Here is a 12752-nt window from a genome sequence, read left to right on the forward strand (position 1 = left end):
GGTTGAAACGACAAATCCCGCCAATAAGCGGGATTTGTGTTTTACCAAGAAGCTTCTTACGAAGGGAACAGCTCGGACAGTTTCATCGACAGCATCATGTCGCCTTCAACGCGCAGCTTGCCGCCCATGAAGGCCTGCATGCCGTCGGTTTCACCGCTGACGATGTCTTTCAGGGTCTGGCTGTCCAGCACCAGCGTGCAGTTGGCGTCCGGGTTTTCGCCTTCCTGGATGTCGCAGGTGCCGTCTTTGACGATCAGTGCGTATTGCTTGTCTTCGTCAGTGATGTTGAAACCGAAGACCAGGTCCAGACCGGCAGCGGCGGCTGGGTTGAACTTGGCTTGCATTGCTTTTACGGCATCAGCTACGGAGGTCATGGTTCGATCCTTTCTTGGTCATGGGAGCTGGGTGGTTACAGCCAGGGTCACAGTAAGCCGGACTCAGCGAAAAGTGATGAGTTCCGGGGCCTTCAGCAGTTGCAGGTGTGCGTGACTGTTGAAGGAAGCCAGGGCCACCTCGCGACCACGAAACTTCAATTGGTTGAGCGAGGTGTTGACGATTTGCCAGTTCAATTCAAAGGCCTGTCTGGCAGGCATTTGCGTAATCAGGTGGAGCAGGGCAGTGATGGTGCCGCCGGAGGTAAACACGGCGATTTTCTGGTTCTTTTCCGCCAGGTCGAGGATGCGGTGCAGCCCGGCCTGAACCCGTTCGACGAAACCCAGCCAGCTTTCCAGTCCGGGTGTGTCGTAGGTGCCAGCAAGCCAGCGCTCGACGATCAGGGCGAAGATGCGCTGGAATTCACCGCGGTTCTGCGCGGCGTTGCGCAGGATGTCGAGGGCTTCCGGCTCTTCCGGCAACATGGCCGGGAGTAGAGCGCGGATCACCGCATCGGCATCGAATTCGTTGAAGGCGGAATCGGTTTCGAGGACCGGAACCGGCAGGCCTCTGGCGCTGAATTGCTCCAGTGCACTGGTGGCGGTGTGCTGTTGACGACGCAGGTCACCGGCAAGGCAACGATCGAAGCTGATACCGAGGTCGGCGAGGTGCTGGCCGAGAATTTCTGCCTGACGCACACCGGTCGGCGACAGCACGTCGTAATCGTCTGCACCAAAGGAGGCCTGGCCATGTCGTATCAAGTAGATGCTGCCCACGTCCGCGTCGTCCCGGTACGTTGAAGGTCAGGCGAGGTTATGAGGATGGCGTAAGGCTGTCAATGAAAAAACATACGCTTGTTTGAAATGCCCGTTACAGGCGTGTTGCCAGAGGTTTCACGGCTGGCCGATGAGCCAGCGCATGGGTATGCTGGAGTCATTCCGCGTGTAATACACCGTCACGCATTGCTTTGAGGAGTCTCTGTGGATTTTTTCACCGAATACGCCAGCTTCCTGGCCAAGACCGTTACTTTGGTGATCGCCATTCTGGTGGTGCTTGCCAGTTTTGCCGCATTGCGCAGCAAGGGCCGGCGCAAATCGGCGGGTCAGTTGCAAGTCAGCAAGCTCAACGATTTCTACAAAGGCCTGCGTGAACGCCTGGAGCAGACCCTGCTCGACAAGGATCAGCTCAAGGCTCTGCGCAAGGGCGAAGCGAAAACGGAAAAAAGCGCGAAGAAACAGAAGAACAAGCCTGAGACCAAATCCCGGGTGTTCGTGCTCGACTTCGATGGCGATATCAAGGCTTCCGCCACCGAGAGCCTGCGCCACGAGATCACCGCACTGCTGACGCTCGCCACGCCGAAAGACGAAGTGGTCCTGCGTCTGGAAAGTGGCGGCGGCATGGTGCACAGCTACGGTCTGGCGTCGTCGCAGCTGGCGCGAATCCGTGATGCGGGCGTGCCACTGACCGTTTGTATCGACAAGGTCGCAGCCAGCGGTGGATACATGATGGCGTGCATCGGCGACAAAATCATCAGTGCACCGTTCGCCATCCTCGGTTCGATCGGCGTGGTCGCGCAATTGCCCAACGTCAATCGCCTTTTGAAGAAGCATGACATCGACTTTGAAGTGCTGACCGCCGGTGAGTACAAGCGCACTCTGACCGTGTTTGGCGAAAACACCGAAAAGGGTCGCGAAAAATTCCAGGAAGATCTCGACATCACCCATCGCTTGTTCAAAAACTTCGTCGCCCGTTATCGCCCGCAACTGGCGATCGATGAGGTGGCTACCGGTGAGGTGTGGCTCGGTATCGCTGCGCTGGAAAACCAACTGGTGGACGAACTGAAGACCAGCGATGAATACCTGGCACAGAAGGCCAAACAGGCCGAGGTCTATCATCTGCACTACGCCGAGCGCAAAAGCCTGCAGGAACGCATCGGCATGGCCGCCAGCGGTTCGGTAGACCGCGTGCTGTTGAGCTGGTGGAGTCGCCTCACTCAGCAACGCTTCTGGTAAACCGCAGGCATAAAAAACGCCGGTCACATGACCGGCGTTTTTATATCTGCAACAACGTCCGACGCTTAGCGGCGACGGAACAGCGGCAGTGGTTCGTCAGCGGCAGCCTGATAAGTCACCGAGAAGTCCTTGAGACCTTCCAGTGCTTCGTACGGGTCTTTATCCGCGCGAATGGCAAAGGCATCAAAACCACAGCGGTGCATGTAAAACAGCTGGTCGCGCAGCACGTCGCCAATGGCCCGCAGTTCGCCTTTGAAACCATAACGGTCACGCAGCAGACGGGCATTGGAGTAGTTACGGCCGTCGGTAAACGCCGGGAAGTTCAGGGCGATCACCTGGAACCTGGCGACGTCCTCACCGATTTCCTCGGCCTCTTCATCAGCATCCAGCCACACACCCAGGCCACCATCGCGGGCCAAGAGCATGCGGCTGTGTTCGCGCCACAGGTTCAGCGGCACGATCAAGTCGTCGCAGTTGCTGATCTCGTCGATATTGAAATCCTTGGGCAACAGGTGCCAGGTCTCGTCGACGACTTCGTTGTTCTTAATGATTCGCTGCATAGACGCGTTCCTTGAAGAGGTCGATGCCAATACGCTGATAAGTGTCGATGAAGCGCTCGTCTTCGGTGCGTTGTTCAACGTACACGTCGATCAGCTTCGAGATCACGTCAGGCATGGCTTCCTGTGCGAAGGACGGGCCGAGGATCTTGCCCAGGCTCGCGTCACGGCTGGCGCTGCCACCGAGGGAAACCTGATAGAACTCTTCGCCTTTCTTGTCCACGCCGAGAATGCCGATGTGGCCAACGTGGTGATGACCGCAGGCGTTCATGCAACCGGAGATGTTCAGGTCCAGCTCGCCGATGTCGAACAGGTAATCCAGATCGTCGAAGCGACGCTGGATCGATTCGGCAATCGGGATCGACTTGGCGTTGGCCAGTGAGCAGAAGTCACCGCCCGGGCAGCAGATGATGTCGGTCAGCAGGCCGATGTTCGGCGTGGCGAAACCGCCTTCACGCAACTCGCCCCACAGGGTGAACAATTGGCTCTGCTCGACATCGGCAAGAATGATGTTCTGCTCGTGGGAGGTGCGCAGTTGACCGAAGCTGTAGCGGTCGGCCAGATCGGCGACGGCGTCGAGCTGTTTGTCGGTAATGTCGCCCGGGGCAACACCGGTCGGCTTCAACGACAGCGTCACAGCCACATAGCCCGGCTTTTTGTGCGCCAGGGTGTTGCGGCTGCGCCAGCGAGCGAACCCCGGGTGCTCTTTGTCCAGATCGGCCAGTTGCGCGGTCTGATTCTCGAGGGTCTTGTAGTCCGGATCGACGAAGTGCTTGGCGACGCGATGCAGTTCGGCTTCGGTCAGCGTGGTCTGGCCACCGCGCAGGTGCTCCATTTCCGCATCGACTTTCTGCGCGAACACTTCAGGCGTGAGCGCCTTGACGAGGATCTTGATCCGCGCCTTGTATTTGTTGTCGCGACGGCCGTAGCGGTTGTACACACGCAGGATGGCGTCGAGGTAGCTCAGCAGGTCTTGCCAAGGCAGGAATTCATTGATGAATGCGCCCACCACCGGCGTACGACCGAGGCCACCGCCGACCAGCACGCGGAAGCCCAGCTCGCCAGCGGCGTTGTAGACAGGTTCCAGGCCGATATCGTGAACTTCAATGGCCGCACGGTCACTGGTCGAGCCGTTGACGGCGATCTTGAATTTGCGCGGCAGGTAAGCGAATTCCGGGTGGAATGTGGTCCACTGACGGACAATTTCGCACCATGGACGCGGGTCGATGACTTCGTCGGCAGCGACACCGGCGAACTGGTCGGTGGTGACGTTGCGCAGGCAGTTGCCGCTGGTCTGGATCGCATGCATCTGCACGGTCGCAAGTTCAGCGAGAATGTCCGGGATGTCTTCCACCGCCGGCCAGTTGAACTGCACGTTCTGCCGCGTACTGATGTGGGCGTAGCCCTTGTCGTAGTCGCGGGCGATTTTCGCCATCATGCGCACCTGACGCGAAGTCAGCTGGCCGTAAGGTACCGCCACGCGCAGCATCGGCGCGAAGCGCTGGATGTACAGGCCATTTTGCAGGCGCAGGGGGCGGAATTCTTCTTCGCTCAGCTCACCTGCCAGATAGCGTCGGGTCTGATCACGGAACTGCTTGACGCGGTCCTCGATGATCCGCTGATCGTACTCGTCGTATACGTACATATAAGTCCTGTTCTCAGGCTTGGGCTACTCGGAAAACGCTGCGTTTTCGCTTGCTGGAGTCCGATGTTGCCTCTGCAATTCTGCGCGCACGGCCGCGCACTCCGTCACGGAGCCGGGGCAATATACCCGTTTGCAGTTATGCGCAAAAGTGATGTTTGAGTATATGTAAAGAACCAAATCGCCTAACGCGAACGCCTGTCATCTATTCCACATTTGTCGTGCGGACAATCATCGTCTTAACTGTGATCGAGTCTTTGTGCAATCACCGATAAAACCGACAAGAGGCGATGCAATGAGCAACCCGACCAAAGCCAGAAAAAGCGACAGCAGCGTCGATGCGTGGGCAATTTTGTTCCTGATCATTCTCGTTGTAGGGACAGCGGTCTTCTGGGTAAGCCATCAGTAGACGACATTCCGGGCCCGCTTTCCGGCCCGGATTACTGGCTCGCCATACCATGCCCGGTTATCTGACGGAAGCCTTCAGACGCCCGCGAAATGCAGCACCAGTTTGACGATGGCAAACAACGTCAGGCCAAACACTGCCGTGAACAAAACGCCCAGAATCACGAAGTGGCTGGGTTTACCGTGGGTGAAGTCCCGTTCCCGGTTCTTGCCGCTTTGCACGCCGAACGCTGCAGCCATGACGCTGTGCAGCATTTGCCAGAAGCTCGGCGGTTTGTTGTCGACTGGATCGTCCATAAATCCCTCTGCTCGATGTCGTGCCCCACAAGCATAGTCAAACAGTGCGCAGATGCCTGAACACGCTGCGCCAGATACGCCGTTACAACAATTGCCAGCCGCTATAACTATGTACCGCTGCCCGGTCGGGCACAGGTGATGTGCTGTCGCTCCATTTACAGGAGCGATGTATGTCCCCAGATTCCCTCGATTCGCGAACTGCTGACCGACCGATCCAGCCTTCGGCGACGGATAGTATCCACGGGCCTTTCCTGGAAACCGCAGTGCCGCAGTGGCTGATTGGCGCTTCGGCGCAACGCAAGGCTGAATTCAAGCAGGCGCGTCCGCTCATGCCTGCCTGGTACGCCAGAGCCACAGCCCGGCAACGTCAGGTGCTGCATGCCAGTTTCCGAAGCAGCTTCAGGGCTCAGATGCGGTTGGACAAAACGATGTCCGGCTTCAAGGACATCGATGCGTTTGCCCGACCGATACTGTTGCAGGCCTTGAAGTCCCGTTTTCAGGTTGAGGTTGATGTCGACAAGACCCTGCTATCCCTCAGGCGTGCGGTACGCGCGGGAATCATTTCTGTGGAATTTGGCACGGTCGAAGCCCTGACGCTGCCTATGCTGCAGGCGGCGCTGCACAATTTTGAAAGTGACGAATGCGTGTTCGGCGCGTTTCACGGCAGCTCCGGTTTTGTCATCGAAACCGCAACAGCCGGCACTTACAAGTCGGTGCCGGTAAACGTGTCGGTGAGAAACTTTCTCAGCCTGTGTCGTGACCTGGACATCGGTACGAAATATCAGGCTTACCTCAAGACTTTTTTCCATCCTGCCGAACCGAAGGCGCAAGAAACCTTGCGCCGCGACTTTATTGCCAGTCAGAAAGCTGCCATGCGCGCAGCGGCCGAGCGGGCTTTATTGACCAAGGAAATCCGCCCGCAGGATCACGCAATGATTGTTTCCGTGCTCAACGGCGAAAGACGTCCCCGGGTGGACAACAAACCGGTGTGGTTCCACGACATGGGCCTGATGCAGCACCGACTGGTCGGCTGCGTGGCATTCACCATCGCGGAAAAATATCAGTCGGTCGAAGCGGTCATTCTCTATGTGCCCAATGATCCCGAACATCCGCTCAAACGCTATACCGGTACGCAGATGAGCGACACTTTCAAACGGTTGCTCAGTGCCCGCCCTGCGCATCAGGCAAAAACCGCTGAGCCTACCGCCTATCAGCGGTTCTTCAGCCAGTTCATGCCTTATGAGAAGCGTGCTTATTACTTCAGCCAATTCGTAAAATCAGCCGACCCCTGGTCCGATTGGCTGTCATCGGTCTGGCGGACGGTGCTGCAGACGTCGCCGATTTTTTCCGACATCTGGAAAGTCTCTGCCAAGCCTCCAAAAATGCAGCCGGAGCCAGACCCCTACGTTGCCGCTTCGTTGATGCCGCACCGGCAAGTGTATCCCTGGCAACCCAACAACGACCTGTGGCAATACCTTTACGAGAAGCACCGGGACAAGGTGATCGCTGACGCCCGCGCGCATGCGGTGCCGACTCGTGACATCGATGCCAAGGCGCGTGATGCCAAACTCGCCGGCCTGGAGCAGCTCGGACTGCTGGCCTTGAATGTGGCCTCGATGTTCGTGCCGGTAATCGGTGAGATCATGATGGTGGTGATGGTCGGGCAACTGCTTTATGAAACCATCGAAGGCGTCGTCGAATGGAGCGAGGGCGACAGGCACGCGGCCAAGGAGCATCTGCTGGATGTCGCCGAAAACCTGGCCCAGATTGCCGTTATGGCCGGCGGTGGCGTGGTGTTCAATAAAATCAATGCCGTCAGACCGGAACCGGTCATCGAGCAACTGCAGCCAGTAACGTTACCCAACGGCCGGACACGCCTGTGGAAGCCTGACTTCACCGGTTATGAGCACGACATCGCACTCGCCCAGGCCGCGGTGCCCAATCACTTGGGGCAGTACCGGATTGACGGCAAGACCTGCATTCGTCTGGGCGGTGAAATCTACGTGCAGGTCTTCGATCGCTCGACCGGGCAATGGCGTCTGAAACACCCCACCGAGCGCAACGCCTACAGGCCGGCGCTCGCCCATAACGGCCACGGCGCCTGGCGACTGGTATCGGAGCAGCCGATGACATGGCAGCGACTGGAGCTGCTACGGCGCATGGGCCATAGCACTGACGGCTTCTCCGATGACAGATTGCTGATGCTGGGTGATATCAGCGGCGTCAGTGACAGCACGTTGCGCCAGATGCACATGGATCATCTACCGCCGCCGCCCGAATTGCGCGATGCCATGCAGCTGTTCGAAGCCGATGCCGCGGCCCGACAGATGATCGAGCAATTGCGTGGTGCCCGAGCGATTGACGAGCGTTATCTGCATGCGCTGCCGCTGGTGACGGAACTGCCACGCTGGCCGCATGGCCGAGTACTGGAGATTTTCGCCGGGGCGCAGGAGACTGAGCAGTCGATTCAATATGGCCTGGAAAATGTGTTGCCGGGGATTGAACGCAAACCCGTGATCCGCATCAGCCGCGCTCAGGTATTGAACGGCGAAATGCCGGCGCGGATTGTGGCAGCGCTGGAGGAAAACGAAGTCATTCGGCTTCTGGGCAGCAGGGCCGCGCAGTTCCGGCCGGCAAGGCCGGATGAGTTCATGCGCTTGCTTGCCGAGTTCGCATACACCCGTCAGTCGGCGATTTTCGACAGCCTCTACCGCGGCACCGAGCCGCTGAGTCTGCGCGCGCGGATCCTGCAACGTGAGTGCCCCGGGCTGAGCAATGCCGCCGCACAGGACGTGCTCGGTCATGCCACGGCAGCGGAGCTGGCCCGCATGGATCACACCGGGCGTTCGCCGTTGAAACTGCTCGAAGAGGCGCGCTGGCATGTTCGCCGGGGGCGCCAGACGCGCGCCTTTGCCGGCCTGCACAGCGAAAACCTTGCCTCGGCCGACAGTCGACGGCTGGCGTTGTTTGCCTTGGAGCGATTGCCTGAATGGTCGCCAACGTTGCGTCTGGAGATTCGTGAAGGCAGTACGACCGGCGCATTGCTTGACAGTGTCGGTGAGCCTTCGGCGCCGGTAAAACGCTATCTGGTCAAGAACGGACCTTTCTACCAGGCATTCAATGCTCAGGCGCAGGTGCTCAACAGAATTTCCAGGGTGGAAGACAGTTTCTATCGTTCGCTCATGTATGCGTTGCCTGATGACATGCGTGCGGCACTGGGCCTGTACGAGGGCAGCAAAGGCGGTGAGCTGCAGCACCAGATTATCCTGTCGGCCCGCGTGCATTGGCGCGAAGCTCTGCACATGCTGGCACCGCGAGCCAAATGGTTCAAACCGCCAGTACGGGTTCGGGCCAGGATGACGGGCTATTACGCGAGTGGGCGAGGTGGAGGCTGGAGCACTTCGCTCGAAATGCGCGTGGCGCAGTTGTATCCGTTGCCGCGACAGGCAGCTGCCTTTCTTGCTCGACAGCGAGGCCGCAGCGATGCGCAGATTTATCAGGAGCTGGAGTTGCGCCGTCGGGAATGGGAGTCGCTCAATGTCACACTCGAGCGATGGCAGGCGGTCCCAGGCAGCAGCCAGACTGCCGAGCACAGGGCGCGATTGGCGCGGACTTTGAGAGAGGCGTGGCGCAATGGCCCGTTGGCCGGCCGGGTTGCCGATGTGGCCCGCCTGTCACTGGTCTGTGATGCGTCTGTCCCCGCGTTGAGTACTCGTTTTCCCCATGTGCGTGAACTGGCAGTGAGCGGCATTGGCCTCACGGATGCCAATGTCGATGGTTTGCTGGCGGCGTTTCCGAACGTCACTGACCTGCAGATTGGCGAGGTGAGGGATCCACGTGTCTTTACCGTTGCTGGCCGATCACTCACGACCGTGCCGCAAGCACTTGGCCAGCTGACCGGATTGACTCAACTGCGCTTCGTTACCGACGCGCCGTTTCTCGCGCCCACCTTTGCACAGAGGCTGCGGGCACTGACCTCACTGGAAACGCTGCATATCAACTATTCGGGAGCCGATGCAAGCACTCTGAATGATCTTGAACTGAGCACGCTGACGCATTTGCACAGTTTGCGCATTGACGCCCCGAATGCCTTGTGGCGGTGGCCGGCGTATGTCGAACGGCTGCCGCGGCTTGGACGCCTGGACCTGACCCACACCTTGATTGAAACCTTGCCCGACTCGCTGTACCACGGACACGAGCAACTCTGGGCCGGCCTGTCGTTGAATTGGGCGAGGGTCACCCCGACCACGTTTCGGCGTGCTTACGACTACGTCAGCCAGTATTCCGGCCCGTTCGGCCATTTGCTCGACCTGCACCAAATGGTCCGTGGATTTTGCCGTGCCGAACTGGACACCATGGCCCCGGCGTCGGGCTTCGTCGATCTTTTGCCCGAAGCTTTTTATACCGCTCTGGCAACGCCGCAAGCGCGGGTGACAGCGATCGAGAGTATCAGGGCCGAGCATGAGGCAATCTTTGCGCAGTTCTACACACCGACACTCAGGCATGGCACACGCTACTCGACAGTCAGAAGCCGCTGGGCAACCGGACCTGATGCCGAAGTCCTCCGGGCGCTGAAAACCAATTGGTATGGCACGCTGCGCCAGCGTTACGGGCTGACTGCGAACGTGGACAGGTTCGAGCTGCCTGGCCCACGATCGAGCAGCGAAGCGCTGCCGGCGGCAGCACGCTTTCGCGAATTGCCGCAACTGCCAGCCGGCAGTTTTGCCCATGTCCGTACTGTCCGTTTGCGGCTGCTGGATGTCCCCATCGACCAGGCACGCGGGTTTCTCCGTGCATTCAGTCACGTCGAAAGCCTTGAAATCAGCGGCAACCGCTTTACCGAACTGCCCTTTGCGGCGGACGATCTGCGTGCGCTGAAGAACCTTGATGCATCAGACAATGCCATCGTCGTAACGCCTGGGGTACAGAGGCAACTGAGCGGCTTGCAGCAAGTCCGATGGTTGAATCTGCGTGATAACCCGCTGCATGCCGTCGACGTCAGCACGTTGAGCCGATTGCGGGCGTTGAACCTGAGATCGACTTCGTTGCAAACCTGGCCCCTCGGCGCCGAACGCCTCGCGCGTTTGTCCTGGCTCGATCTGCGCGACAACCGGATCGCCTCCCTGCCAGAGCCAGTCTTGTCCCACCCCGATGTGCTGATGAGGAGCAACCTGACGGGCAACCGTTTCAGTCCCGAGGGGCAAGCGAGCCTGGACGCGGCATTTCAGCGAATCGAGCAGCAAAAGGCTTTGGAACAGGGCACGTTGGCGCAGTTCGCAGCGCAACGTGTGCCGGACACTTTCCCGCCGGCCGAAAGCGGTTGGTCGTTCATCGAACTGCTGTTGCCGCTGCCTGAAGAGGCGCTGGTCAATCCGGCTCAGAGCGGAACTTCGCTGCATGTGCAACGATTGAATCAGCTCATGCCGCGGCAGCAGGCTGAACTGAATGTGCAGCATCTGCAGGCTTCGGGATTGAGCGATGCGCAAATCGAAGCCCGGATTACCGAATGGCATCGCAGCTGTGAGGCGTTGATTCGACGACTCAATGGCTGGTTGTACAACCGCGAGATTCCAACGGCCGATGGCCCGATCACGGCTGGTAGACGATCCTCTGCGGGGCGGCTGATCAGGGACGCGTGGCTTGGCGGACTGACTGAAGCCAGTGGCAGCGTGGTACGGGAACTTGAGCTTGCAGATCTGCGAATCGGCGACTTGCCTGAACTGCCCGTGCAGTTTCCAGCGGTGACAACGCTGGACCTGAGCCGCGTGGGCCTGTCCACGCGGGGCTCCGACGGCTTTCTCAACGCCTTTCAGGACCTTCGTACCTTGCTGCTCAGTGGCAATGAGCTGGGTGCATTGCCCGGCCCGGTGTTGCGGATGCGGCATCTGCAGCATCTGCGAATGCAGCATTGCAATCTCCAGAGTGCGACCAGCTTCTACCCGTTGCTGGGGCGCGGGCGTCTACACATGCTTGACGTCGGGTATAACCAGCTTCGTGTATTCAACCCACCGGACTTCAGTGCCTTGCAGCTTCTGGATCTACGCACCAACCACCTGAGCGAATGGCCGGCCGGAGCTCAACAGGCCGCTCATTTACGCGGTTTGAATCTGCACAACAACCGGATCGGGGACGTTCCTGGTGAGCTGTTCAACGGCAATCACGAGCGTCTGCTGCAAGGGACTGACTTGTCCGCGAATGCACGCCTGTCCCTGACTGCCTTGCTGGATCTGCGGCGCTACGCCCGCGAGCGCGCAGCCCCTTATGTGATGCAGCTTTCACAAGAATCCATCGACGAATTGATCGATAGACATGTTATCGGGCCCGATCAACCGCAGCCGCCAGGCGCAGTGGAGGGGGCAGGTAACAATGCCGTCGCCCCCGATCCATATGCAGGCGTGCAGCCGTCTGAAGCGATTTTTGATCCGGCCAATGACATCGCGCCGGAATCTCGCGATCCCTGGCTGATGGACAGTGACTTGGCACTGGCGGCGCAACGACGCTCGATCTGGACGCAATTGGCGCTTGAGCCGAATCACCAGCGGTTTTTTCAGTTACTGCGTTTGCTGCGTGACACCGAGGAGTTCAAGCGTGTGCCGGCCGATCTCACCCACAGAGTGTGGCAAGTCATGGAGGCGGCTACCGAAAATACCGAACTGCGCGACTCGCTGTTCAACGATGCAGAAACGCACGGCACCTGTCCGGACGGGCGGATTCTTACGTTCAGTGACATGCAGGTGCGGGTTTGGGTCTATCGCACATTGCAGGGAATACCTGTCAGCCGAACGATGGCCAGGGGCCGGGCATTATGGCAAGTGTCCCGACAGTTGTTTCGTCTGGAGTGGGTCGAGATCTTTGCCGAAGTCTTGGCGAAGGGCCAGGATCGTGCCGAGGTTCGCCTGCAATCGCGCATCGATTTGACCCGTGGCTGGGGTGATGGACTGGACCTGCCGGGGCAACCCTCCCATATGTTATACGCACGTCCATTGACCGATGAGGTCCTGGCGCAAGTTCGCATTTGGGTACTGGAGGCGGAGCAGACTGATGAACTGCCGGCGAACATGGGCGAGCGCGATTACTGGATCGCTTATTTGCAAGAACGCTATCCGCAGGAAATGGAGGCGATCGATGTCGAGATCGAAGAGCTGCAACAGGTTGGCGGCGAACTGAAGGAACGACGCGAACGGGGGGAACTCACCGAGAATCAGTACGAGCTGGAATTGAAAGCACTGGCCAGAGCTGTCCACGCATTGCGTCGACAGAGACGGCTCGAGTTGACGCGCCGTGAAATCGACCTCCTGCGAGCTTTCGCTGATGACTCGCAACAGCCTGGACGCCTTGAACCGCAGCCCGGGACTTCCTCGCTCCCGTGACGGCCGCATGGTGCGGTTGCAAGGCTCGTCGAAGCAAGTTGTTACCTTTCGCCGGTGAGTCATAAGCGGATACCGCAGTCGGGGTAGCCGGAAATGG

The 12752-nt window shown here is 59.1% G+C and carries 7 protein-coding genes; 2 read left to right on the top strand and 5 right to left on the bottom strand.

What is annotated here, in order from left to right; translation table 11 throughout:
• Positions 1–56 precede the first annotated feature (56 nt).
• Entirely contained in the window at positions 57–374 is a 318-nt protein-coding gene (locus PspCFBP13508_RS01410; RefSeq protein WP_016774477.1) for an SCP2 sterol-binding domain-containing protein, read from the bottom strand.
• 63 nt (positions 375–437) lie between these two features.
• A complete protein-coding gene (locus PspCFBP13508_RS01415; protein WP_016774478.1) occupies positions 438–1148 on the bottom strand; it encodes a histidine phosphatase family protein in 711 nt (236 codons plus the stop codon).
• A 204-nt stretch (positions 1149–1352) separates the two neighbouring features.
• Here PspCFBP13508_RS01415 and sohB point away from each other — a divergent pair, with 204 nt between their 5' ends.
• Complete coding sequence (gene sohB / locus PspCFBP13508_RS01420) at positions 1353–2384, top strand: protease SohB (RefSeq protein WP_016774479.1); 1032 nt, start codon at positions 1353–1355, stop codon at positions 2382–2384.
• Between the two features lie 65 nt (positions 2385–2449).
• Here sohB and PspCFBP13508_RS01425 read toward each other — a convergent pair whose 3' ends face one another.
• The 3 genes from PspCFBP13508_RS01425 to PspCFBP13508_RS01435 all read right to left on the bottom strand — a co-directional run bounded on the left by PspCFBP13508_RS01425 (position 2450) and on the right by PspCFBP13508_RS01435 (position 5285).
• The gene (locus tag PspCFBP13508_RS01425) at positions 2450–2944 is read right to left on the bottom strand and encodes a DUF934 domain-containing protein (RefSeq protein WP_130911571.1); all 495 of its coding nucleotides are present in this window, start codon (positions 2942–2944) and stop codon (positions 2450–2452) included.
• A complete protein-coding gene (locus PspCFBP13508_RS01430) occupies positions 2928–4586 on the bottom strand; it encodes a nitrite/sulfite reductase (protein WP_137213430.1) in 1659 nt (552 codons plus the stop codon). The genes PspCFBP13508_RS01425 and PspCFBP13508_RS01430 overlap by 17 nt, the downstream gene beginning before the upstream one ends.
• A gap of 480 nt (positions 4587–5066) precedes the next feature.
• Positions 5067–5285 (bottom strand): DUF2970 domain-containing protein, encoded by a 219-nt coding sequence (locus PspCFBP13508_RS01435; RefSeq protein ID WP_130911569.1) that lies wholly within the window; start codon positions 5283–5285, stop codon positions 5067–5069.
• Between the two features lie 170 nt (positions 5286–5455).
• Here PspCFBP13508_RS01435 and PspCFBP13508_RS01440 point away from each other — a divergent pair, with 170 nt between their 5' ends.
• Positions 5456–12655 carry a DUF6543 domain-containing protein gene (locus tag PspCFBP13508_RS01440; RefSeq protein ID WP_137213431.1) on the top strand — a complete coding sequence of 2400 codons (7200 nt, stop codon included), beginning with the start codon at positions 5456–5458 and terminating at the stop codon, positions 12653–12655.
• The last annotated feature ends 97 nt before the right edge of the window (positions 12656–12752 follow it).

It is taken from the genome of Pseudomonas sp. CFBP13508 (genome assembly GCF_005233515.1).
Lineage (GTDB): Bacteria > Pseudomonadota > Gammaproteobacteria > Pseudomonadales > Pseudomonadaceae > Aquipseudomonas > Aquipseudomonas mercuritolerans.

Coding starts and splice junctions, on each gene's coding strand:
- PspCFBP13508_RS01430 (WP_137213430.1), bottom strand. CDS start 4,586: ATGTACGTATACGACGAGTACGATCAGCGGATCATCGAGGACCGCGTC.
- PspCFBP13508_RS01410 (WP_016774477.1), bottom strand. CDS start 374: ATGACCTCCGTAGCTGATGCCGTAAAAGCAATGCAAGCCAAGTTCAAC.
- PspCFBP13508_RS01435 (WP_130911569.1), bottom strand. CDS start 5,285: ATGGACGATCCAGTCGACAACAAACCGCCGAGCTTCTGGCAAATGCTG.
- PspCFBP13508_RS01425 (WP_130911571.1), bottom strand. CDS start 2,944: ATGCAGCGAATCATTAAGAACAACGAAGTCGTCGACGAGACCTGGCAC.
- PspCFBP13508_RS01440 (WP_137213431.1), top strand. CDS start 5,456: ATGTCCCCAGATTCCCTCGATTCGCGAACTGCTGACCGACCGATCCAG.